The 21,826-nt window shown below is 64.5% G+C and carries 26 protein-coding genes; 12 read left to right on the top strand and 14 right to left on the bottom strand.

Annotated elements, in window-relative coordinates; genetic code table 11:
• Positions 1 to 116 precede the first annotated feature (116 nt).
• Together HUN39_RS00425 and HUN39_RS00420 are read left to right on the top strand one after the other, a co-directional pair.
• Positions 117 to 740: a peptidoglycan-binding domain-containing protein gene (locus HUN39_RS00425; protein WP_232365827.1), complete on the top strand. Its 624-nt coding sequence runs from the start codon at positions 117 to 119 to the stop codon at positions 738 to 740.
• Positions 741 to 787: 47 nt separating this feature from the next.
• Positions 788 to 1,129 carry a DUF1491 family protein gene (locus HUN39_RS00420; RefSeq protein WP_175092558.1) on the top strand — a complete coding sequence of 114 codons (342 nt, stop codon included), beginning with the start codon at positions 788 to 790 and terminating at the stop codon, positions 1,127 to 1,129.
• Positions 1,130 to 1,202: 73 nt separating this feature from the next.
• On the opposite strand, the gene HUN39_RS00415 is transcribed toward HUN39_RS00420, so the two are convergent.
• Positions 1,203 to 2,279 carry a DUF2336 domain-containing protein gene (locus HUN39_RS00415; protein ID WP_175092557.1) on the bottom strand — a complete coding sequence of 359 codons (1,077 nt, stop codon included), beginning with the start codon at positions 2,277 to 2,279 and terminating at the stop codon, positions 1,203 to 1,205.
• Positions 2,280 to 2,414: 135 nt separating this feature from the next.
• On the opposite strand from HUN39_RS00415, the gene HUN39_RS00410 reads away from it, so the two are divergent.
• Positions 2,415 to 2,624, top strand: coding sequence for a hypothetical protein (locus HUN39_RS00410; RefSeq protein ID WP_175092556.1), 210 nt, complete (start codon positions 2,415 to 2,417; stop codon positions 2,622 to 2,624).
• A 2-nt stretch (positions 2,625 to 2,626) separates the two neighbouring features.
• Here HUN39_RS00410 and HUN39_RS00405 read toward each other — a convergent pair whose 3' ends face one another.
• The 4 genes from HUN39_RS00405 to HUN39_RS00390 all read right to left on the bottom strand — a co-directional run bounded on the left by HUN39_RS00405 (position 2,627) and on the right by HUN39_RS00390 (position 8,427).
• Positions 2,627 to 3,151: a CAP domain-containing protein gene (locus HUN39_RS00405; RefSeq protein WP_232365826.1), complete on the bottom strand. Its 525-nt coding sequence runs from the start codon at positions 3,149 to 3,151 to the stop codon at positions 2,627 to 2,629.
• A 39-nt stretch (positions 3,152 to 3,190) separates the two neighbouring features.
• A complete protein-coding gene (locus tag HUN39_RS00400; protein ID WP_210266786.1) occupies positions 3,191 to 5,872 on the bottom strand; it encodes a DUF3772 domain-containing protein in 2,682 nt (893 codons plus the stop codon).
• 52 nt (positions 5,873 to 5,924) lie between these two features.
• Positions 5,925 to 6,989, bottom strand: coding sequence for a lysine-2,3-aminomutase-like protein (locus HUN39_RS00395; protein WP_175092804.1), 1,065 nt, complete (start codon positions 6,987 to 6,989; stop codon positions 5,925 to 5,927).
• A 199-nt stretch (positions 6,990 to 7,188) separates the two neighbouring features.
• The gene (locus HUN39_RS00390) at positions 7,189 to 8,427 is read right to left on the bottom strand and encodes an argininosuccinate synthase (RefSeq protein WP_175092553.1); all 1,239 of its coding nucleotides are present in this window, start codon (positions 8,425 to 8,427) and stop codon (positions 7,189 to 7,191) included.
• A 103-nt stretch (positions 8,428 to 8,530) separates the two neighbouring features.
• Here HUN39_RS00390 and HUN39_RS00385 point away from each other — a divergent pair, with 103 nt between their 5' ends.
• From HUN39_RS00385 to HUN39_RS00370, 4 genes are read left to right on the top strand one after another with little or no spacing between them, the layout of a single operon-like run.
• On the top strand, positions 8,531 to 9,016 hold the full coding sequence (locus tag HUN39_RS00385) for a hypothetical protein (protein ID WP_175092552.1): 486 nt from the start codon (positions 8,531 to 8,533) through the stop codon (positions 9,014 to 9,016).
• A 38-nt stretch (positions 9,017 to 9,054) separates the two neighbouring features.
• Positions 9,055 to 9,486 (top strand): transcriptional repressor, encoded by a 432-nt coding sequence (locus HUN39_RS00380; protein ID WP_175092551.1) that lies wholly within the window; start codon positions 9,055 to 9,057, stop codon positions 9,484 to 9,486.
• A 2-nt stretch (positions 9,487 to 9,488) separates the two neighbouring features.
• Positions 9,489 to 10,280 carry a TPM domain-containing protein gene (locus HUN39_RS00375; protein WP_175092550.1) on the top strand — a complete coding sequence of 264 codons (792 nt, stop codon included), beginning with the start codon at positions 9,489 to 9,491 and terminating at the stop codon, positions 10,278 to 10,280.
• Positions 10,280 to 10,888, top strand: a complete 609-nt coding sequence (locus tag HUN39_RS00370; RefSeq protein ID WP_175092549.1) for a TPM domain-containing protein — start codon at positions 10,280 to 10,282, stop codon at positions 10,886 to 10,888. Before HUN39_RS00375 ends, HUN39_RS00370 begins: the two co-directional genes overlap by 1 nt.
• Before the next feature lie 43 nt (positions 10,889 to 10,931).
• Here HUN39_RS00370 and purD read toward each other — a convergent pair whose 3' ends face one another.
• Positions 10,932 to 12,215, bottom strand: coding sequence for a phosphoribosylamine--glycine ligase (gene purD, locus HUN39_RS00365; protein ID WP_175092548.1), 1,284 nt, complete (start codon positions 12,213 to 12,215; stop codon positions 10,932 to 10,934).
• Between the two features lie 140 nt (positions 12,216 to 12,355).
• Here purD and HUN39_RS00360 point away from each other — a divergent pair, with 140 nt between their 5' ends.
• Together HUN39_RS00360 and ettA are read left to right on the top strand one after the other, a co-directional pair.
• A complete protein-coding gene (locus HUN39_RS00360) occupies positions 12,356 to 13,039 on the top strand; it encodes a hypothetical protein (protein ID WP_175092547.1) in 684 nt (227 codons plus the stop codon).
• Between the two features lie 131 nt (positions 13,040 to 13,170).
• Complete coding sequence (ettA, locus tag HUN39_RS00355) at positions 13,171 to 14,823, top strand: energy-dependent translational throttle protein EttA (protein WP_175092546.1); 1,653 nt, start codon at positions 13,171 to 13,173, stop codon at positions 14,821 to 14,823.
• Positions 14,824 to 14,910: 87 nt separating this feature from the next.
• Here the strand turns inward: ettA and HUN39_RS00350 are convergent, their stop codons facing one another.
• The 3 genes from HUN39_RS00350 to HUN39_RS00340 form a co-directional block, all read right to left on the bottom strand.
• Positions 14,911 to 15,312, bottom strand: a complete 402-nt coding sequence (locus HUN39_RS00350; protein WP_175092545.1) for a type II toxin-antitoxin system VapC family toxin — start codon at positions 15,310 to 15,312, stop codon at positions 14,911 to 14,913.
• Entirely contained in the window at positions 15,309 to 15,581 is a 273-nt protein-coding gene (locus tag HUN39_RS00345) for an AbrB/MazE/SpoVT family DNA-binding domain-containing protein (RefSeq protein WP_175092544.1), read from the bottom strand. The genes HUN39_RS00350 and HUN39_RS00345 overlap by 4 nt, the downstream gene beginning before the upstream one ends.
• Before the next feature lie 70 nt (positions 15,582 to 15,651).
• Positions 15,652 to 15,981, bottom strand: a complete 330-nt coding sequence (locus HUN39_RS00340) for a DUF3175 domain-containing protein (protein WP_175092543.1) — start codon at positions 15,979 to 15,981, stop codon at positions 15,652 to 15,654.
• 171 nt (positions 15,982 to 16,152) lie between these two features.
• Between HUN39_RS00340 and HUN39_RS00335 the strand changes: the two genes are divergently transcribed.
• Positions 16,153 to 16,650, top strand: a complete 498-nt coding sequence (locus HUN39_RS00335) for a transglycosylase SLT domain-containing protein (RefSeq protein ID WP_175092542.1) — start codon at positions 16,153 to 16,155, stop codon at positions 16,648 to 16,650.
• 12 nt (positions 16,651 to 16,662) lie between these two features.
• Here the strand turns inward: HUN39_RS00335 and lptA are convergent, their stop codons facing one another.
• The 3 genes from lptA to HUN39_RS00320 all read right to left on the bottom strand — a co-directional run bounded on the left by lptA (position 16,663) and on the right by HUN39_RS00320 (position 18,578).
• Positions 16,663 to 17,193, bottom strand: coding sequence for a lipopolysaccharide transport periplasmic protein LptA (gene lptA / locus HUN39_RS00330; RefSeq protein WP_175092541.1), 531 nt, complete (start codon positions 17,191 to 17,193; stop codon positions 16,663 to 16,665).
• On the bottom strand, positions 17,194 to 17,898 hold the full coding sequence (gene lptC / locus HUN39_RS00325; protein ID WP_175092540.1) for an LPS export ABC transporter periplasmic protein LptC: 705 nt from the start codon (positions 17,896 to 17,898) through the stop codon (positions 17,194 to 17,196).
• Between the two features lie 65 nt (positions 17,899 to 17,963).
• Positions 17,964 to 18,578 carry a ribonuclease D gene (locus HUN39_RS00320; RefSeq protein ID WP_175092539.1) on the bottom strand — a complete coding sequence of 205 codons (615 nt, stop codon included), beginning with the start codon at positions 18,576 to 18,578 and terminating at the stop codon, positions 17,964 to 17,966.
• A 163-nt stretch (positions 18,579 to 18,741) separates the two neighbouring features.
• On the opposite strand from HUN39_RS00320, the gene HUN39_RS00315 reads away from it, so the two are divergent.
• Both HUN39_RS00315 and HUN39_RS00310 read left to right on the top strand, forming a co-directional pair.
• Complete coding sequence (locus tag HUN39_RS00315; RefSeq protein ID WP_175092538.1) at positions 18,742 to 18,942, top strand: hypothetical protein; 201 nt, start codon at positions 18,742 to 18,744, stop codon at positions 18,940 to 18,942.
• A 159-nt stretch (positions 18,943 to 19,101) separates the two neighbouring features.
• Positions 19,102 to 20,265, top strand: a complete 1,164-nt coding sequence (locus tag HUN39_RS00310) for an AI-2E family transporter (RefSeq protein ID WP_175092537.1) — start codon at positions 19,102 to 19,104, stop codon at positions 20,263 to 20,265.
• Here the strand turns inward: HUN39_RS00310 and HUN39_RS00305 are convergent.
• Together HUN39_RS00305 and HUN39_RS00300 are read right to left on the bottom strand one after the other, a co-directional pair.
• A complete protein-coding gene (locus HUN39_RS00305) occupies positions 20,233 to 21,408 on the bottom strand; it encodes a lytic murein transglycosylase (RefSeq protein WP_175092536.1) in 1,176 nt (391 codons plus the stop codon). The two genes, HUN39_RS00310 and HUN39_RS00305, sit on opposite strands and share 33 nt — an antisense overlap.
• Before the next feature lie 64 nt (positions 21,409 to 21,472).
• The gene (locus HUN39_RS00300) at positions 21,473 to 21,766 is read right to left on the bottom strand and encodes a hypothetical protein (RefSeq protein WP_175092535.1); all 294 of its coding nucleotides are present in this window, start codon (positions 21,764 to 21,766) and stop codon (positions 21,473 to 21,475) included.
• Between the last annotated feature and the right edge of the window lie 60 nt (positions 21,767 to 21,826).

Below are 21,826 nucleotides of genomic sequence, written 5' to 3'. Positions count from 1 at the left end.
TCTACGCCTCTCGCTTTCAGGCTTCCCCCACCGATCGCGCCCCGCCGCGCGACGGACGGCGCAATGGTCGTCGCTCAGTCCTTGCGCGCGTGTTCGGCGCGAAACGAATCGGCGTCATGCTTATCCTCGGCATCGCCGCCGTGGCGGCGATCGGCGTGCCCATGAACGCGCTGTTCCTCCAGGACGGAAGACATCCGGCGCCGCTCTTTTCGTCTCCGCCTTCGAACACGGTCCTAGGCGCGACGACGCCGCCGGCGCGACGACCGGCCGTGATTGAATCCGCACGGATCGAGCGAGAAGCGAATGTCCCCCCGCGCGCCACTCCGAAAGACCCCATCGCCAGCAAGATCGAAAAGCTTGACGTCGCCAAAAGCCCCGACGGGGGGAAGAGCGCGCCGGCGAACGTGGACCCGCCGCACGCCACAGACAGGAAGCGGGACGCGATCGGCCTGCTGATCGTCGGCGATCCGCCGCCGATTAAGGCAAGCGCCGACAAGGCCAACAAAGCCGACAAGGCGGCCAGCGCCGACAAAACTGCGCCTGTCGATAAGAATGTTCTTTATGCACAGCGCGCGCTCCTGAAGCTCGGCTACGTGGTGCGCTCCGACGGCGTTCTCAACGGCGCGACGCGCCACGCTTTGGAGAAGTTCGAGGGCGACGCCGGCCTTCCGGTCAAAGGCCGGATCACCCCGAAACTGCTGCAGCAGCTCGCGGCGCGCTCCCGCCTCCCGCTCCCCTGAGTCGCGCGCGTTCGACAATCACGCCGCTCAAGCGCTAGTTTGCGCCCATGCGACTGAGGTCCGACATATTCGTCTCCGCGCTGATCCGCCGGGCCGAGGTGCAAGGCGCGGTCGCCATGCTGCGCCGGCGGGGCGCCGCCGAGGCCGGCGCGATCTTCGTCAAGCTTGATCGGCTTGACGGGCGCGCCGCAGTTTATGGCCCTGCCCCGCAGAGCGAAGAGCCGCCGGAGGGTGTCGATCGGCTGTTCGCGCGCGTCCATGCAGGCGACTGGCTCGATCCGGCGGAGGCCGAGCAGAGGCTCAAGCGCGAGATCATGTTCGACCCGGACCTTTGGATCGTCGAGATCGAGGACCCCGACGGCCGCGTGTTCGTCGACCTCGCCGCTTAGAGAACCCGCTCCAACATTTCGATTTTGAGCAATTCCTTATCGATCACATGATTCCATGCGATCGGGAAGCGCTCTAAGCGGATTGATCGAATTTGCGCGATGCCCGCGCCAATGACTGCTGCGGCGCCGCGCGGCGTCGCGTCAGCGCGCCCGGATCTTCTCGCGCCGCACGGCGAGAATTCTCACGCTCCGATCGCGCCGCGCCGGTCATTGCGCCCACGATCCGCGCCGCCGCACGCTGCGGCGTCGAGCGCATCACGCCGAGCAACGCCCGCACGACTTCGACGTCATGGGCGATGCCAGGCTCGGCGCAAAGAAAGATGCGCGTCGCCGATTCGAGCGGGACGCCGATCGCGTTGAGCGCCAGAGCGAGCGCCTCCCCGAGATGATCGACGACGAGCGCGCGCGCTCGATCCTTTCGGCACTCGAGCGCCTCGGAGAGGAGAGCGGCCATCGCCTTGCGGTCATGGCGTTGCGCGGCCGCTTCCAGTTTCTCGACGAGAGCGCCGTCGGCGCGAAGCGGCGCTTCGGTCGCGCCGCTCGCCAATATTTGGCGACAGGCGTTGAGCACGATGGCCGTGCGCTCGAGCCGGTTCGCCGCAAGGAAAAGCGGTTCTGGATCGAGATCCAGGTCGTCGCGATCGAGCAACATGCGCGCGAGCGTCAGATCATCGCGCGCCGCCATGACCAGTGCGCGCCTGGACGCCGAATCAAAATGCGCGGCGAGATTTCCGGCGAGCGCGCGAAGCACCTCGCCCTCGCGACGCGAGGCAAGCGCCAGCATCGTCTCCCGATCGAGACCGCGTCGGCGGGCCACGGCCGCCGCGAATTGCGCCGGCCCCTGCTCGGCGGTGGCGATGATATCCCGCTGCGCGAGATTAGGCGCGAATTGAAAGGCAAGCGCGGCCGCAGCGCCGCCCTTGTCGAAAAGACGCGCGAAAATCGAGGCAGGCGTTTCGGGATGAAAGCAGAGCGGCAGCGCCGCGCGGGCCACTGTTTCAGCATCGACAATGTCGATGAGCCCGAGCGCGAGCTGTTCGAACTGCCGGAGGTCGGCCGTCGGATGCATCGATCGCTCGACAAACTGATCGACGACCGCTCGAAGCAGCGACGCGTCGACCGTCCGACGCTGTTCCCTATCGGCGCCCATCACTCACCACTCAAACCATACGCAACGAGCAGAAAATTTAGCATCCGGTCGTTGACGGAGCATTAACCCTCGCCAATTCCTAATCGTTTGGGACGGCTGATTCATCGTCGGCGGACCGAGCTTGGAGAAATCGCCATGGGGAAGGTCATCGCCTTCCAACCGCGCACGAGGGGGGCGTCGATACGCAACGACGTGCAGCAGCGCGACGCGCAGATCCTGTTCTTTCTCGGCGTGCGCTACCTGCGGATGGAGGACGCCCTCGTCAATCCGCAGGAGAAGCCCGCTCCGGAATCCCGCGGCGCGCGGCCCGGCGGCGGCAAGCGCAGGCGCCGGGTCCGCGCCTGACCTCAGTCGGCAAGAACGAGCGCCCAATAGACTTTATATTTCGCGTCGGCCGCGTATGCCGTCGCGATCCCCATCCGCTTCACGCGCTTATCCAGCATGCGCGCATTATGCGGCGCGGAATCGCGCCAGCCGGAAAAAGCCTCCGCCAGCGTACGATAGCCCGCCGATACGTTCTCCACGGCGGCCGGCGTTTGAACGCCCGCGCCCGCGAGGCGGTCGCCGAGTTCGCCGCGCGCTGCAAGGTCCCCGCTTTGCGCCATGTCCCGCGCCTGCGTCTCCGCGACGCGCTGCAGCCCGTCATCCAGCGTCAGATCGCCGAGCCCGCTGTTGCGTCGATAAAGCGAGATCATGTCGCGCGCCGTCACGGGATCGACGCGCGCGCCGGCCGCCGCCAGAGAGCGATACATCGGCGGCTCCGCCCCTGTCGCCCGAGGCGCAGGCTCTTGTCCGGCGTTGCAGCCGGCAAGCGCGCCGAGCGCCAGGAGAATGGCGACGCGAGGAAGATGCGACGGAAACATTAAGCGCATCTCGCTCCTCATTGTTTGAGAAACAATGAATGGCAGGAGTTACTTCGCTTGCGCATCGTCCGACGTCGCGGCGTCCTCGTTAGAGGTCTCGGACCGTTCGGTTTGCTCTTCTTCGCTCTTGCCGCCCGCCAGATTCGCTTCGATCGCCAGCGCGCTCGCGACGGCCGCTGCGGCCAGCTTGTCGAGTTCGGGGATGTTGACGATTGTCGGCGGCGGCGGCGCAGCAATAGGACCGATCGAGATTCCGGCGTCCTTGAGGCGCTCATAGAGGTCGAAGTGCAGGTCGCTGCGCACGCGCGCGGACTGCTCGACATCCTCGACGTAGCACCAAAGCTCGAATTTAAAGATGTTCGCCTCCATGCCGAGGAACATCACCTGCGGCGCGGGAATCCGCAAAACGCCTTCCTGCGCGCGCCCCGCCGCAAGAAGAATGTCGCGCATTCTTTCCGGATCGACGCCGACATGCGGCGAAATGGCGATTCTGATGCGGCCGACCTTGTCGCCGCGCAGCCAGTTCTTCACCACGCCCGCGACGAGATTCGAATTCGGCACGATCATCGTCGCGCGATCGAAGGTCTCGATCTCGGTGGAGCGAACATTGATGCGTTTGACATAGCCCTGCTCGTCGCCGACCACGACCCAGTCGCCGACGCGAATGGCGCGCTCCCAAAGCAGGATGAGGCCGGAGACGAAATTGTTGACGATCGATTGCAGGCCAAAGCCGATGCCGACCGAGAGGGCGCCGGCGACGATCGCGAGTTTTTCGAAACCGAGCCCGACATAGGACAGTGCGAGCGCCGCCGCGAAAATGAAGCCGGCGTAGCCGAGCGTCGCGCTGATGGAGTTGCGCAGACCGAGATCGAGCCGGGTGAGCGGCAGAAAACGCGCGTCAAGCCAGCGCCGCAGTCCCTGCGTTGCGGCAAGCGCCGCGGCGAAGAGCAGCATCGCCACAAGCGCGCTCGAAGGAGAGATCGTGACGTCGCCGATCTTGAAGGAAACGAACGCCGAGCGAATATTGCTCAGGAAATCGCCCGACTCATAGCCGAGCGGCGCGAGCGCCAACAACGCCGCGGCGAGGAAACAGAGCAGCGTGACAATGCCGGACAGGAGCACGGCGAGCGGCGCGAGCTGCTCGCGGCGCACGCCAAGACCGCTGATCATTTTGCGACCGAGGAAACTTGTCGGCGCAAGCGCCGCCTCGATGCCGCCGCGCGAAAGGGTGACGACGACATACAGGATGGCCAGCACGGCCGCCGTCCAGCCGATCTGCAGAATGATGAAATTGGCGAATGTGACATAGCCGGCCGCGCTCGCCCCCACGAGCACGAGCACGATAAGCGCGCCGAAAAAACGCGCGGCGCTCATCCAGTCGCGGCCTTCGGGGGTGACGACGGCGGCGCCCTCCTCGACTTCGACTCGGCTTGGCAGATTGAAGAGCGCGATAGCGATGAGCGCCGTGACGATCATAACGCCGAGGCCGCGCGTCACGATCACGAGCGAAAGGCCCCCCTGCACGGCCTCTTCCAATTGCTCCAGGAAGCGCGCCGCGGAAAGTGTCACCGCAGCCAGCGTGACGAGTTGCGTGAGACGTTTCGCAAGCCGATCGCCGGGATCAACGAGCCGCCAGTTCGGATGCGCGGGAGCCAGAACCGCGCGCGCGATCGCGTAGGCGAAGGCGATTCGCGCCACGCCCTCGACGAAGCGTCGCCAGATCGGTTCGAGCGCGGCGTCGATAAGGTCGTAGGCGTCGAAGGCGAGGCTTAACGCTCCGACCGCCACAACCGGCGCGGCCGCTATGACGAGCGCGGTCCATCCGGCGGCGGCCGCCTTGCGCAAAGCCGTCGGAGCGGACTCGTTTTCCGAACGCCGGGCGACGCGTCGCGCCATGAAGAGCGCCAAGGCGACGCTGGCCGCGATCAATAAAAGCACCGCAAAAAACTGCGCGCGTCGGCCGCTGTTGACGCGATCTACGACGTTCGCCGCTCGGTCGGAAAGAAACCTCGCGGAATCGCTGATCGCGGCGGGCGCGCCGTCGAGCGCGGCGCGCCACAGCGAAGGCGAGAATAGACCGTTCGTTCGCAGAAATAGATTCTTCGCAAAGAGCCCGCGCTGGCGCGCGACAATCGTGACGGCGACCTGCCGCGTCTCGAGCAACATGGCGCGCGCACGTTTCAGAGTCGCGTCGACCGCGTCGTACAGACGACGCTGCTCTTCGAGTTCGGCGTTGGCGCTGACGCGCGCCGCCGCGTCGGCGGAGTCGGGTCCGTTCGGCGTCGCTTCGGGCGCCGGGACCGGCGGCCCTCTTGCCGGCGGCGGCTTCGCGACGCCGTTCTTCACAGCGGGTTTGCCGGGCGGCTTGGGCTCCGCCGGCTTCTCGGTCGCCTTCGGAGCCTCTTTTGGCGGCTCCTGGGGTTTTGCGGCGGCGGGCGCAAGCTCCTTCAACCGCGCATCAATCGCGGCAAGGCGCGGCGTCAGCTTTTCGATCGTTTCCTCGAGTTCGTGCGGCAAGGGTTCGATACGCGCGCGCAGACTGCGCAGCGCGGCGTCCGAAAGCTCGGGCTGCTCAAGCGCCTTCTGCACCTCGTCCAGCGTGGCGCGCGCGCGATCGAGACGCGCGTTGAACTGTTCGATCGAAGCCGGGGCTTCGTCGGCGCGCGATCCAGAGGCGGCGAGCGTCGCAATCAGGATAGCGATGAGGAGCGTCAGTATGCGCACATGCATTCCTTGAGTGGAGCGAGCCGATCAAATCGGTTTCGAGCACACGGGCGAACGGTCAATCTCGCGGCGGTTCGAGTTCGTCGCGGTAGGACCGCTTGTCGCCGTTCCGGTCGATCACGGTCCATCCCCCCTGCCCGTCCGGCGCGGCGGCGCCCTCGGCGACCCGCGCCTTGCCGAACCCGCCCGGAATGTCGAGCACATAGGCCGGCAGCGCAACGCTGGTCACCCGGCGCGAGAGCTCTGCGTAGATTCGCCTGCCCGCCGCCAGGCTGAGCCGAAAATGCGCGGTCCCCGGCGCGAGATCTGGATGGTGCAGATAATAGGGCCGAACGCCCAAACCTGCCAAATCGCGCATCAGCTGCTCCAAGACGTCGACGTTGTCATTGACGCCTTTGAGCAGCACGGTCTGGGAGAGAAGGACTGCGCCTGCCTCGCGCAACTGAGCGATCGCCGCGCGCGCCGGCTCGGTCAATTCGCGCGCATGATTGACATGTAAGGCGATGAAAAGCGTCTTGCCGCTTTCGCGAAGCGCGGCAAGCCGCTCGCGCGTCACGAGATCGGGCGCGACCGTCGGCACGCGCGTATGGACGCGTAACAGCCGCACATGCGGGATCTCGGCAAGCCGGCGCGACATGGCGCCGAGACGACGCGCCGACAGCATCAACGGATCGCCGCCGGTGAGGATCACTTCGAAAATCTGCGGTCGCCGCGCGATGTAGTCGAGCGCCGCCGCGACGTGACGCTCGGGCAGCAGATCGCCCTTGCCGCGCCCCACGGTCTCGCGCCGAAAACAAAAACGGCAGTAGACGGGACAGACGGACAGCAGCTTCAAGAGCACGCGATCGGGATAGCGATGCACGAGGCCGGGCAGCGGCGAATGCGCGTCGTCGCCGATCGGATCGGCGCGTTCTTGCGGCGTCGTCGCGGCCTCGCGAAGATCGGGGATAAACTGTCGCGCAATCGGATCATTCGGATCGGCGCGGTCGATCAGCGCCACGATTTCCGGCGTGACGGCGATGCTGTAGCGCTGCGTCACCTGATCGAGACCGTCGACCTCGCTCATGAGGCGCGCGTCAACCAGATCGGCAAGCGAGGTAAGCGTGCGCGACGGCGCGCGCATTCGCGCGGCCGCGCCTTGATCCAACGGCAAGCGTTTCTCCGCCGCGCAATCGCTCTCTCTCCCGCGCAGCGGGGGAGAGTTGGAGAGGGGGCGATGCGGTTTGCGCTCGGCTCGAATATATTCCCCCTCCCTTACCCTCCCCCGCTCCGCGGGAGAGGGAGGCGTCAAACGTTCCGCGAAAAACGCACCGCGCGGTCCGTTATTGCTTCGCCCCCCGCGCGGCGCGCTTGGCCAAGGTGCGCAGCCGCAGGGCGTTGAGCTTGATGAAGCCTTCCGCGTCGCGCTGGTCGTAGGTTCCGCCTTCTTCGAAGGTGACAAGGTCCTGATCGTAAAGCGACCAGGGGCTTTCGCGGCCGACAAGCGTCGCCGAGCCCTTGTAGAGCTTGATGCGCACGCGGCCCGTGACATGCTCCTGGCTCTTGTCGATCGCGGCCTGCAGCATCTCGCGCTCCGGCGCGAACCAGAAGCCGTTATAGATCAGTTCGGCGTAGCGCGGCATCAGCTCGTCTTTGAGATGCGCGGCGCCGCGGTCGAGCGTAAGGCTTTCGATTCCGCGATGCGCGACGAGCAGAATCGCGCCGCCGGGCGTTTCATACATGCCGCGCGACTTCATGCCTACGAAGCGATTTTCGACAAGATCGAGTCGCCCGATCCCGTGAAGACGCCCCAGATCATTGAGCTTGGCGAGAAGCGCCGCCGGCGAAAGCTTGACGCCGTCCACCGCGACCGCGTCGCCCTTTTCGAAGTCGATCGTGACATATTGCGCCGCGTTCGGCGCATCCTCGGGATTGCCGGTGCGCGAATAGACGTAATCGGGCGTCTCGTTGGTCGGATCTTCGAGCACCTTCCCTTCCGAAGACGTGTGCAGAAGATTGGCGTCGGTCGAGAACGGCGCTTCGCCGCGTTTGTCTTTGGCGATCGGGATCTGGTTCTTTTCGGCGAAGGCGATGAGATCGGCGCGCGAGACGAAATCCCATTCGCGCCAGGGCGCGATCACGGTGATATCGGGCTCGAGCGCATAATAGCCGAGTTCGAACCGCACCTGGTCGTTGCCCTTGCCGGTCGCGCCATGGCAGACCGCGTCGGCGCCCATTTTGCGCGCGATCTCGATCTGTTTCTTGGCGATGAGCGGGCGCGCGATCGAGGTGCCAAGCAGATAAAGCCCCTCATATTGGGCGTTGGCGCGGAACATCGGGAAGACGTAATCGCGCACGAATTCTTCGCGCAGATCTTCGATGAAGATGTTTTCAGGCTTCACGCCCAGAAGCAGCGCCTTCTCGCGCGCGGGCTCGAGCTCCTCGCCCTGACCGAGATCGGCGGTGAAGGTGATGACTTCCGCGCCATAGGTCGTCTGCAGCCATTTCAGAATGATCGAGGTGTCGAGCCCTCCGGAATAGGCGAGGACGACGCGTTTGATTTCTTTTTTCTGGCGGGTCATTTTGGCTCTGGCTCGGCGGGGGCGATTGCGCGCGGACTATAGGCGCCGCGGGCCCGAGCGCAAGGCGGCGCGACGCGGCCCACGTCCGCGCAGGAGAAATGGCGTGAAGCGAACATTCGCCCTGGCGGGCGTCCTTTCTTTCCTGGGGCTGTCGGGTCTCTGCGCGCAAACCGACCAGCGCGTCTGGACGCTCGGCGGACTGGAGGAGAAGGCCGCCGACAGCATCTACCTTGGCTATGGGGTGCCGGAAAGCGACGACAGCCTCGGGAGCTTCACCTGCGCGCCCGGGGGCGGCTTGGTCAAAATCTGGATCGCCGAAACCAGCGACAAGCTTAAAGCGGGAGACAAGGCGACGGCGATCCTTTCCGTCGGCGAAAAGACGGCGAAGGTCGCCGGCAAGCTCGTCCCCAATGAAGAAGCCGGCGTGCCGAGCTTTGAAGGGCGGCTGCCGGCGAAAGACCCGATCTTCGCGGCGATGGCCGGCGGGGAAACGCTCGACATCGCCATTGGCGGGGCGAAGCGCTCGGCGCCTCTCGCCGACGCGACGGAGAAATTCAAGAAATTCGCCGCGGCCTGCGCCAAGCGCTAAGCCTCGTTTTTTACGTCGGAGCCCCCTAAATTGACGCAATGAGCAGCCGTACGACGAAAAACCCCACACGGCCCAAGATCGCCGGCCTGACTCCCGCGCGCCGCCGAGCGCTCGACATTCTCACGCAAGCGAACCGGCCGGTCGGCGCTTATGAGATGATCGACCTCATGGCCGACGAAGAGGGCAAGCGGCCCGCGCCCGTCTCCGTCTATCGCGCGCTCGGCTATCTCATGGACAACGGCCTCGCGCATCGGCTCGCGTCAAAAAACGCCTATATCGTCTGCGGCCACGCGCATGAGGCCGAAGAGCCGGTGGTTTTCATCATTTGCGAGCAATGCGGCGAGGTGAAAGAGGCGACGTCGCCAGGCTTTGCCCGCGAACTCGCGGCGCTCGTCGCGGCGGCGCATTTCAGCGCCCGCACGCGCGTCGTGGAAATCGCCGGGCGCTGCGCCCGATGCGAAGGCAAATAGCAATGCGGGGCGCCGCGCGCTGGCTCGCGCCGCTCCTCTTTTTCATCGCCTCGCTGGCCTTTGCGGCGGCGAACTATCCGCCGCTGACTGGTCGAGTAGTCGATCAAGCCGATATCATCGCCGCCTCGACGAAAAGCGCGATTGAGACAAAGCTGAGCGATCTCGAGGATAAATCCGGCATTCAGCTCGTCGTCGCCTCGGTCAATTCGCTGGACGGCCTGGACGTCGAAACCTACGCCAACGGCCTGTTTCGCGCTTGGAAGCTCGGTGAAGCAAAAAAGAACAATGGCGTTCTTTTCCTTGTCGCGCCAAACGAGCGCAAAATGCGCATCGAAGTCGGCTATGGCCTGGAAGGAACGCTCACCGACGCGCTGTCGAAGATCATTTTGACGAGCGCGGTGGCGCCGCGATTCAAAGCGCGAGACTATGGCGCGGGGATAGAACGCGGCGTCGAGGGAATCATCGAGGTGCTCTCCGGCGATTCCGCCGAATGGACGAAACGCGCGCAGGGGCCACAGTCCACGACCTTCGATGAGCTATCCCCGCTCATTTTTTTCGCCCTGTTTCTGTTCATCGTGGTCTGGATGGCGCGTAGCGCGCGCGGCGGCAGGCCGACGAATTACCGGGGCTACAGGCGCGGCGGACCGCCGATCGTCGTGCTGCCCCCGAGCGGCGGCTTCTGGGGGGGTGGTTCTAGCGGCGGGTGGAGAGGGGGAGGCGGTTTCGGAGACGGCGGCGGATTCTCTGGCGGCGGCGGCTCGTCCGGCGGCGGCGGCGCTTCGGGGGACTGGTGATGCAACTCACGGCGGACGACTTCGAGCGCATCGCGGAGGCTATTCGTCGGGCCGAAGAAAAAACCTCCGGCGAGATCGTCTGCGTGCTGGCGCGTCGCTCATCGGATTACGCTTTCGTGCCGCCGCTCTGGGGCGCATTTATCGCGCTAGCGTCGCCTTGGCCCATGCTGCTTTTCACCGAACATTCGCCTCGTGAGATATTTGCCGCGCAGATCGCCATCTTTATTGTTGCGACGCTCGTCGTTTCATGGGGACCGGTGCGCTTTTTGTTGACGCCGCGCGCCGTGAAGCGCGCCCGCGCCGCGCGCGAGGCGATTGAGCAATTTTTCTCGCGCGGCGTTTCGGCGACCAAGGCGCGCATGGGCGTGCTCATATTCGTCTCTTTCGCAGAGCGTTATGCGCGCATTGTCGCCGACGAGGCCATCGCCGCAAAGATCAGTGATGACGAATGGCAGGGCGCGCTGGATCTGCTGCTGGAAGACATACGGCGCGAGAGAGTGGCGGACGGCTTTGTCGCGGCGATCGAGGAATGCGCGCGCCTCCTGGCGCGGCATGCGCCGCCCGGCGCGAGCGGCGACGAACTGCCGGACAAAATCTATGTGATGTAGCGGGCCGCGCCTCTTAACCGGGCGGCCTATCCGTCGCCCACGCTCAGGAGCCCTCTCGTTCGCGCGCGACTTCCCGCCAGCCGATGTCGCGGCGGCAAAATCCGCCCGGCCAGTCGATGAGGTCTACCGCCGCGTAAGCTCGCGCCTGGGCTTCCGCAACGCTTTCGCCGAGCGCGGTGACATTCAGCACGCGACCGCCCGCGGCAAGCAGCCGGCCGCCTTCTTCGCGCGTGCCGGCGTGGGTGATGGTGACGGCCTCGACGGCTTCGGCGCATTCCACGTTGCGGATTTCCGATCCGGTCATCGGCGTTCCCGGATAGTTTTTCGCCGCCAACACCACCGTCAGCGCCGCGAGCGGCGAAAACCGCGGTCGCTGATGAGGCAATTCGCCCCGCGCGGCGTCAAGCATCAGCTCGAGCAGATCACTCTCGAGACGGGGCAGAATGACTTGCGCCTCGGGGTCGCCGAAGCGGCAATTGTATTCGATGAGCTTTGGCCCCTCCTGTGTCAGCATGAGTCCGGCGTAGAGCACGCCCTTGAAGGGCGCGCCCTTGTCGCGCATGGCGCGCATCGTCGGCTCGATAATCTCGGCCATCACGCGCGCTTCTATTTCTGGCGTCACCACTGAAGCCGGCGAATAGGCGCCCATGCCGCCTGTGTTCGGCCCCACGTCGCCCTCGCCGACCCGCTTATGATCCTGCGCCGTCGCGAAAGGCACCGCGCGCACGCCGTCGCAGATTGCAAAGAACGACGCCTCTTCGCCTTCGAGACATTCCTCGATGACCACCTCCGCGCCCGAGAGGCCAAACGCGCCCCCGAACATCGCCTGCGCGGCGCGCTCCGCTTCCTCAAGCGTCCGAGCCACGACGACGCCTTTGCCGGCGGCGAGCCCGTCGGCCTTGACGACGATCGGCGCGCCGTGTTCACGCAGATAACGCAGCGCCGGCTCAAGCGCGGCAAACCGCGCATAGCTCGCGGTCGGAATCCCGTAGTCGCGACACAAATCCTTTGTAAAACCTTTGGAGCCTTCCAGCTTAGCCGCCGCCTGCGTCGGCCCGAAGGCGAGGATCCCGTGCTTCTCCAGTTCGTCGACGAGACCGCCGATCAGCGGTTGCTCGGGCCCGACAACGACGAGGGCAATTCCCGCCTCCCGACAAAAATTGATCACGGCGGGGTGGTTGGCGACGTCGAGATCGACGTTATCTCCCAGGCGAGCCGTCCCGGGATTGCCTGGCGCGATATAGAGCCGCGTCAGCAGCGGGCTTTTCTTTAGGGCATTGCAGATCGCATGCTCGCGACCGCCCGATCCGATCAGAAGAACATTCATTAACGCTCGCCCGGTTGCTTCGTTTCCGCTTCTAGAGCGCGCGGACGCCAAAAGGCAATCCGCCGCCGAAATGCTAGGCTTGCCCGTTGCGTAAGCGCCGCTAGCTATTCGACCGGGGGCTAGCGGCTGGAGTGTCCCACATGTCCATTACTCGAGATATCGCATCGCATGACAATGCGGTCGCCTATGGCGGTCTCATTGACGCCATAGGCGGCGTCGCCACCATAGTCCTTGTAATTTGCGGTTTAGTTGGAATAGCGCCCCCCATGATGGTCGCGATCGCGACGATCGTGTTTGGCGTCGCACTGTTAATTCAAGGCGGAGCTATGCTGTCGGAATATACGCAAGTCGTGTTTCCCGGCGGCGTTCGAACCTCTTCCATCGAGCAGATGGGCGGCAATAGCCTCGCGCTCGTCTTTCTGGTTGGCGCGGGCGGCATAGTGCTCGGCGTCCTGTCGCTTCTCGGCATCAGCGCCACCGTTCTGTCGCCGGTGGCCGTGATCGGCTTTGGCACCGCTCTGCTTCTGAGCAGCAACGCCGTTTGGCGCCTCTATGTGCTGCGGCGCGCCTCCGCCCAGATGGAGACCACGGTTGGACAATCGCAACATGTCGGCGCCGAGATGCTCGCGAGCGAAATGGCGTCGGGTTCAGCGGGCATTCAGGCGCTCGCAGGACTGGCGGCGATCGTCCTCGGCATTCTGGCGCTTGCCGGCAGTCCCGCCGATTTGACCCTGAACCTGGTCGCGCTGCTGGCGCTCGGCTCCACGATTGTGCTCACGGGCAGCACTCTTAGCGCCACGGTTCTGAGCTTTATGCGAACCTGATCGCAACGCCAGCGCAATAAATGCCCCCGGCTCCTACCGGGGGTATTTTTATGCCGCGCGGTAGGCCAAACAGCTTCCCTCCCGGAGTGAAAATGCTCTAAAGACAGCGCAATCTCTCTTTGCGAGGCGATATGGCGCGCCAGTTCATCTATCACATGCAGGGCCTCAGCAAGACCTATCCGGGCGGCAAGAAGGTCCTGGAGAACATCAATCTCTCCTTTTATCCCGATGCGAAAATCGGCGTTCTCGGCGTCAACGGCTCCGGCAAATCGACGCTGCTGCGCATCATGGCGGGCGTCGACAAAGAGTATTCTGGCGAGGGCTTCGTCGCCGAGGGCGCCCGGGTCGGCTATCTGCCGCAGGAGCCGCACCTCGACCCGACGCTCGACGTGCGCGGCAATGTCATGCTCGGCGTCGCCGACAAGAAGGCCATTCTCGATCGCTACAATGATCTCGCCATGAATTATTCGGACGAGACCGCCGATGAGATGACGAAGCTCCAGGACGAAATCGAGGCCAAAGGCCTTTGGGACTTGGACAGCCAGGTCGACCAGGCGATGGACGCGCTCGGCTGTCCGCCGGACGACGCTGACGTCACCAAGCTTTCGGGCGGCGAGCGGCGTCGCGTCGCGCTGTGCAAATTGCTGCTCGAACAGCCGGAAATGCTGCTCCTCGACGAACCGACGAACCATCTCGACGCTGAAACCGTCAACTGGCTCGAAGGACATCTGCGCCAGTATCCCGGCGCGATCCTGATCGTCACCCACGACCGCTATTTCTTGGACAATGTCACCGGATGGATATTGGAGCTCGATCGCGGCCGCGGCATTCCCTACGAGGGCAATTACACCAGCTGGCTGAAGCAGAAGCAGAAGCGACTGGCTCAGGAATCTTCCGAGGACAAGGCGCGTCAGCGCGCGCTCGAAGCCGAGAGCGAGTGGATCGCCGCTTCGCCGAAAGCGCGGCAGGCGAAAAGCAAGGCCCGCATTCAGCGCTATGAGGAACTCGTCGCCAAGCAGAACGACAAGGCGCCGACGACCGCGCAGATCGTCATTCCGGTGGCCGAACGTCTGGGCGACAATGTCATCGATTTCGACCATCTGTCGAAGGGCTATGGCGACACGCTCTTGATCGACGATCTCTCCTTCAAATTGCCGCCCGGCGGCATCGTCGGCGTGATCGGGCCGAACGGCGCCGGCAAGACGACGCTGTTTCGCATGATCACCGGACAAGAGAAGCCCGACAACGGGACGATCGAGATCGGCGACAGCGTGCAGCTCGGCTATGTCGACCAGTCGCGCGACGCGCTGCACGCCAACAAGTCCGTCTGGGAGGAAATCTCGGAAGGCAATGAGGTGATCTATCTCGGCAAGCGCGAGATCAACAGCCGCGCCTATTGCTCGGCCTTCAATTTCAAGGGCGCCGATCAGCAGAAGAAGGTTGGGCAGCTCTCAGGCGGCGAACGCAACCGCGTGCACCTCGCCAAGATGCTCAAGAGCGGCGCCAATGTGCTGCTGCTCGACGAGCCGACCAATGATCTCGACGTCGACACGCTGCGCGCGCTCGAAGAGGCGCTCGTCGATTTCGCCGGCTGCGCCGTCATCATCTCGCATGATCGTTTTTTCCTCGACCGCATCGCGACGCATATTCTCGCCTATGAAGGCGACAGCCATGTCGAATGGTTCGAAGGCAACTTCGCCGATTACGAAGAGGACAAGAAGCGGCGCCTCGGGATCGACAGCGTCATTCCGCACCGGCTGAAATATAAGAAGTTCGCGCGGTGACGATGGCTGATGCACTTTGGCCTGTTTTCGTACGCCGCAAAAGCTTCTCAATTCAAGTTCGTCTTGCCTGAATAGCCTGCTCCGTTCTCAGCCGGGCGTTACAATCGCGACCTCCGGGAAATACGTCCGATAACGCGCAACGTCTCGGGTCAGCAGGGGAGCGCGGAGAGTTTCCGCCTGCGCGCCGATAAAGAAATCCGCCAGTGCATTCGTCTTGGCGCCGCCGCGTACCCGATAGTCGCGAAACGCCTGCCCGGCGCGCCAGAGGGCTTGACGCGACATTGTGGAATGTTCCGCCCCGAGCGCGCCTAAAAAATCGGAACAATCGGCTTCGGCCGTAAAGCCGGTCGCCAGCTCCGCAAAGACGGCATCGACGATCAAGATCGGTCCAAGCGACATTCTTCGTTCGAGCGCCTGCTGCGACGCTTCAAACCAATTGGGATTGTGCGTCAGCAGGTCGATGAAGATATTGGTGTCGACAAGCGTCAATCGTCGCCCCGCAGGAGACGCATCCACTCGTCAGTCGTCGTTCGAAATTTCACGCCCTTGCGATCCAGCGCGGCGAGCGCCCGCTCAATCTTGCTCCTCGCCGCCTTCAGCGCCGCGGGGTCCGCCTGAGCTGCATCACTTCGCTCCACCAGCACGCCGCCCTCCGGCCTTGCGCGCACGTTGACGCGGTCGCCGGGCCGGATGCCGGCCGCTTCGCGTACGGCCTTTGGCAAGGTGACCTGGCCCTTTATGGTGACTTTTGTGCTCATGACGCCAATGGGTAATACTCGCTCAAGAAGAGTAATACCCACTCGATCGAGGCGTCAATCTGCGGTGCGCTCAATGAGGCGTTCGCCCAAACGCCTTCCGCAGCTCGTCCTTCGCCTGCTCCAGCACCTGTCGGCGCGCCTGCGGCAAATCCTTGCCGGCCCTGTTGATGTAGAAAGTCAGCATCGACATGGCGGAACGGAACGGGTCCGCTTTGCGCCGCTCGCTCACCTCCGCCGACCGCTTGAGGGAGCGGGCGATCTTCACGGGGTCGTCCCAAGTGAATACCCCCGCGTCGAGATCGAGCGCGTTGCTGTGGCGCGTGACCTCGCCTGACCAGTAGTTGGTCGCCGTCTTTGAACTTTTTGCCGGCGCGCGGCTTTTCGGCTGCCTTTGCGCCATCATCCGCCTCATCTCAGGAGCGCTTGTCAGGAGCACTCGTCAGGAGTCCTTGGGCAGGTAGTCGGCTGCCCACAGAAATCAACGTTCCTGAAGCGTGACCGCCACGAAATCGCCATTTGCGCGTGGCGGATTTCCCGGCTGGGTCTTGGGCGGCCAATGAGGGAAATTTAGATGAGACTATTCCGCCGGGCCGCCGCCTTTGTCGCCATCGGCGTTCTGCCGCTCGCGGGCTGCGCGCCGCAGGAGTCGCCCGTCGCTTCGGCGCCCGCCGCCTATGACGAGGCCGCTAAGGCGACCGAGCTCACCGGCCAGGACGCGCTGCATGCGCGAATCTCCCATTACGCCCGCATCTACGACATTCCGGAATCGCTCATTCATCGCTCGATCCGCCGCGAGAGCAACTACAATCCCCACGCCCGGCACGGACCCTATTGGGGGTTGATGCAGATCCGCCACGACACGGCGCGGCACATGGGCTATCAGGGCCCGGCGAGCGGTCTTCTCGACGCCGACACCAATCTTGCGTTCGCGGTGCCTTATCTCGCCAACGCCTATAAGGTCAGCGGCCGCGACGAAGGCCGGGCGATCAAGCTGTATGCCGGCGGCTACTACTATGAGGCGAAGCGCAAGCGGATGCTCGACGAGCTGGTGACGTCAGCCTCGCAGTGAATGCCCGAAGCCTTATTGGTTTTTTGGCGTGAAGGTGCTGCGCACCCGCCCCCCCTGCGCCGCGCCGCCCTGCACGGTCGCCATGCCGGTCGCCACGTCATAGACGAGCTTGTCGCCTTTCACGATGTTCTCGGCCTGGGTGAGCGTGACGTTGCCGACGAGATAAACCTTGTTTTCGGCCTTGTCGTAGCTGCCCCGATCGCCCGTCCCGATCTGGTCCTTTGAAACCAGCGTCACTGGCCCTTCGGCGTCGATATGTTTGACGCGGTCGTTGGTCGTCGCGGCGGGTTGTCCGCTGCCCTTTCCTTCGAGAAAGATGATGAGGCGCGAGGCCTTAAGCGTCGAGGGCCCGTTCGTGACGATGACGCTGCCGGAGTAGATGAGCTTCTGCTCCTTCTCGAAATAATCGAGCTTGCCCGCGTCGATGTTGAGCGGATCCTTGGCGGAGGCGCCAGGCAGAATGCCGCCCGAGCGGCCTGCGGCGCCTGCCGGCGTCGCGGCGACGAGCGCAGCAAGGAGAAGAACGAAAGGGTGGCGGCGCATTTAGTCCTTGGTCGCGGCGCCCGAAGTTTGCGGGGGCGTATCGCCCTCCCCGTATAGCACCGAATGGACGTCGCCCGCGAAGGACGCGTGACGCTCCTTTTGGGAAAATTCGACAGACTGCGCGGTGACCTCGCCGCCGTCGATCTTCAAGAGCACGGGCTTGTCGGACGTCATCACGCTATCCTTGAAATCCATGACCGCCGACTCGAGCCGCATGTCGAAGTTGTTGTCTTCGTGGATGTCGACGCCGCCGCTCATATCGGCCCGATCGGCCTTCCTGTTGTAGACGCCCTTCGCCGCCGACAGGACTATGGAATTGTCCTTGGTGTTCTCGACCCGGACCTCGAGCTGATCGAGTTCGAAGACATCAGGCTTCGCCAGATCCTGCGTGCCCACGAGCGCGCGCACCTCGTAAGGACGCCCGTCCTTGCGATAGCCGACGAGCTTGGGGCTCTCGATGACGATGCGGGAGCCCTTGAGCGCGACGCGCGCCAGGCTCAGATCAGCGGGCAGAAAGCGCAGCGAGCTGATCAGTAGGCCGAGGCCGACGACTCCAACGACGCCGCCCGCCCCCCAAAGAATCCAGCGACGCAGGCGCGCAACTCGCGTCGTGTGGCGCAGCGCCTCCGGAAAGGCGCTCTGGCGCGGCGCAACAAGGCCGCCCAAGCGATCGCGGGCGCTGGGCGCCGGCAAGACGTCGGTCATGCTGTCATCATGAGGCATGCAGGTGGCGAATTCGAGGCAAAGCCAAAGCCTCGATCGCCAGAGCCTTACTCATGGGCGAAAATATCCGTTTCCGGCCAGCCGGCGAGGTCGAGCCGGGCGCGGGCTGGCAGAAAGTCGAAACAGGCCTGCGCCAGTTCGGCGCGACCCTCGCGGGCAAGCATGGCGTCGAGCTTGTCCTTGAGCTGATGCAGATAGAGGACGTCCGACGCCGCATAGGCCTGCTGCGCGTCGGAAAGAACCGGCGCGCCCCAGTCCGACGACTGCTGCTGCTTCGAAATCTCGACGCCAAGAAGCTCGCGCACGAGATCCTTGAGGCCATGCCGGTCCGTATAGGTGCGGGCGAGCTTGGAGGCGATCTTGGTGCAATAGACCGGCGCCGGAACGAAGCCGAAGGTCTTGGCCAATATGCCGACGTCGAAACGGGCGAAGTGGAAGAGCTTCAAAATGGCCGGATCGGCCAGCAGGCGCTCGAGATTGGGCGCGCGCGTCTGACCGCGCCCGAACTGGACAAGCTCGGCGTTCCCGTCGCCGAAGGAAAGCTGCGCCAAGCACAGCCGATCACGATGCGGATTGAGGCCCAGAGTCTCGGTGTCGATCGCGACAATGGCGCCAGCGCCGATCCCCTCGGGGAGATCGCCCTGGTGGAGGCGGATGGTCATGCGGCTCGAATCTTTCGATGTGGAGCGGACAGTCTATCGCAGAATGCGCAAGGCTTGTCGAAGCGTTGCGGGTTCGCGCCCGACTCGCTCGCCTGCGCGGCGAATTGTGCTACCTAATGGCTGGGCCCTGGTCGATGGACCTCCTGGCCCAGGGAGTAACCCCATGCGTTACATTCTTGCTTTGATTCTCGCTTGCGCAATCGCTGCGCCGCCTGCCTCCGCGGCATCCTCGAAATCCACCGCCAAATCCGTTTCGGCCTCGAAATCGGACCAGGCGACAAAAACCGGCAAGCGCAATCGGCAGAACTCCGATCGCAGCGGCGCTGGCGGCATCCATCCGTTGGTTGGAAGCGGCGACTATTAGGGCGCTGTGACGCCGCAGGGCTTCGGCTGGCGTTCGGCGAGCTGTGGTTCGCCCGGAACCGACTCGCCCGATAACCCGCAAACCGCTCCTCTTGTCAGACGCCCGCCAAGTCTTCACTCTATTGCGATGCAAAAGTCGCGGGATGACAAGAGAACGCAGGTGAATGATCCGACCAATGGCCTTAACGGCTCCGACCGCCGCTTCAACGCGCGGGTCATCGAACTGGCGATCCGCCTGTTCGCGATCGGCGCGCTGATCTACTGGACCTTCATCATCGTCCTGCCTTTCGCGGCGATTATTCTGTGGAGCGTCGTGCTCGCCGTGGCGCTCTATCCGATTTTTCGCGTGGTGGCGGAAATATTGGGCGGCCGGCCAATAACAGCCGCCGTTTTGATGACGATCGCCGGCCTGGTGCTGATCATCGGGCCCGTCACCTGGATGGCGGTCGGCGCCATTGACCCCATCAAAACGTTGATGGCGGGGATCGAGACGGGCAATATCGCCGTCCCGCCGCCGCCCGCGTCGATCAAGGATTGGCCGTTCGTCGGCGAGCAGCTCTATTCCTTCTGGCTGCTAGCCTCGACCAATCTGCGCAGCGCCTTCACCCAAGTTTTGCCGCAGCTGAAGCCCGCCGGGGAATTCTTGCTCGACATGGCGAAGAGCGCCGGCGCAGGCACGCTCAAATTTCTCGTCTCCGTCCTGCTCATGGGCTTCATTCTCGCCGCCGCGCCGCAAATGCTTGCGGGGGCGCGCGCGCTGTCGCGGCGCATCGATCCTTCGAGCGGCGAGAAATTCGTCGATCTCGCCGGCGCGACGATCAACGCGGTTTCGCGCGGCGTCATGGGCCTGTCGCTATTGCAGGCCGTCGTCGGCGGCGCCGGCATGTATCTCGCCGACGTGCCGGGCGCGAGCCTGCTGACGATCGCCATTCTCGTCCTCGGCATTATTCAGATCGGGCCGTTGCTCGTCGTGGCGCCTGTCATCTTCTGGGCGTGGACGACTTTGGCGACCGGGCCGGCGCTGGCGCTGACGATCTGCATGCTCAGCGTCAATTACGTGGACAACGTGCTGAAGCCCTTCATTTTCGCGCATGGGCTGTCGACGCCAATACCGGTGATTTTCGTGGGCGTGATCGGCGGCGTTCTCGCGCATGGCATCGCCGGCCTGTTTGCAGGACCGGTCGTGCTCGCCGTCGTTTGGGAGCTGACGAAAGCCTGGATCGCCGACGACCTCAAATTGGTCAATGAAACGGACGCCGAGCCCGACTTCAACGTGGAGAAGTCGCCGGCGCTATCGTCCGCGCAAGGCGTTAAGAACCTTTAGGCCGGCGCGGCCGTTGCGCTGCAGGCCGGCACGCGACTGAAAATCGGCGATCGCCTCTTTGGTCTTCGTGCCGATCACCCCGTCGGGCTCGCCGACCTCATAGCCGCTGCGGGTCAGAAGCGCTTGCAACTCGCGGCGCTCGGCGCGCGAGAGGCCCGGATCGTCGGTCGGCCATGGCGTCTGAATGCCCGGCCGGCCGCGCAACCTGTCGGACAGGACGCAGATCGCCAGCGCGTAAGATTCTGAGGCGTTATAGGCGTAGACCGCGTCGAAATTTTTCGTCACCAGGAACGCGGGTCCGTTCCGCCCCGCCGGCAGGAGCAGCGCCGCAGTTCCCCCGCCAAGGCCGCCGCCGTCGAGGCGCGTCACGCCGCGCGCCTGCCAGAAGCCCATCGATTGGCGGCCCTTGCGTCCGGAAGGTCCGGAATAGCCTTCCGGCAAGCGCACCTCGAAGCCCCAGGGCATGCCGGCGCGCCAACCGCTCCTGCGCAGATAATTCGCCGTCGAGCCGAGCGAGTCGGCCGCCGAGCTGGCGATATTGCGCCGCCCGTCGCCGTCGAGATCGACCGCCATGCCGAGAAAGGTCGACGGCATGAATTGCGTGTGGCCGAAGGCGCCGGCCCAGGAACCGTAGAACTCCTCCGGCGCGATATCGCCGTGGTCGAGGATTTTGAGCGCGGCGATGAATTCCTTGCGCCAATAGTCATTGCGGCGCGGCGCTTCGCAGGCGAGCGTCGCGAGGCTCTGCACCACGGGGCGCTTGCCGAAACTCTTGCCGAAGTCGGATTCGACGCCCCACACGGCGACGATGGTCGGGGCGTCGACGCCGTAGCGGCTCTCCGCGGCGTGCAGCGCGCGGGAATGCTGATGCAGCATCACGCGCCCTTCGTCCACGCGCTCCTCGTCGACGAGCCCGGCGACATAGTCCCAGACGGGCGTCGTAAACTCCGGCTGCTTGTCCATGAAGCTGACGGCGTCGTTGGGGGCGAGACCATTCGTCGCCGACGCGATCGTCTGCTGGCTGACGCCGGCGCCGGCCGCCGCCGAGCGCAGACTGGAGAGGCAGCTCGACCATTCGGCGCGGGCGGGCGCGGCCGTGAGCATGAGCGCGGCAAGCGCCGCCAGAAGATGATGTGCCTTCATGCCGCGAATTCTAGCGTAAGGACGCGGCTTTTTCATGAGCCGCATCGGCCGTGAAAAGACCGCGTCACTCGCAGACGCGGCGCGGGCGGGAGCCGATCACCTCGCCATATTCGTCAAAGACGGGACGGCGCTCGACCCAGCACACCGGCGGCGGCGCGACATAGACGGGCGCGGGCGCATAGACGACGGGCGGCGCGGAACCGGCGAGCGCCCCGCCGGTGATGGCGCCAAGCGCAAACCCGCCAATGCCCGCCGCAATGGCGGGCCCGGCGGAATCGGCGCGCGCCGGCGCAGTCGGCGCCAGGGCTGCGGCACCGAGAGCCAAAGCCGCCGAAAGCGTCGCGATAGTTTTGCGCATCATACTCTCCCCAAGATGGGCGGGCCACATCCGCACGCGCTGCGCCGGCAAGCTCGCTCG

Source organism: Methylocystis silviterrae, assembly GCF_013350005.1.
Lineage (GTDB): Bacteria > Pseudomonadota > Alphaproteobacteria > Rhizobiales > Beijerinckiaceae > Methylocystis > Methylocystis silviterrae.
Note: the sequence above shows the minus strand (reverse complement) of the source record. Positions and strands in the feature narration are given on the sequence as shown.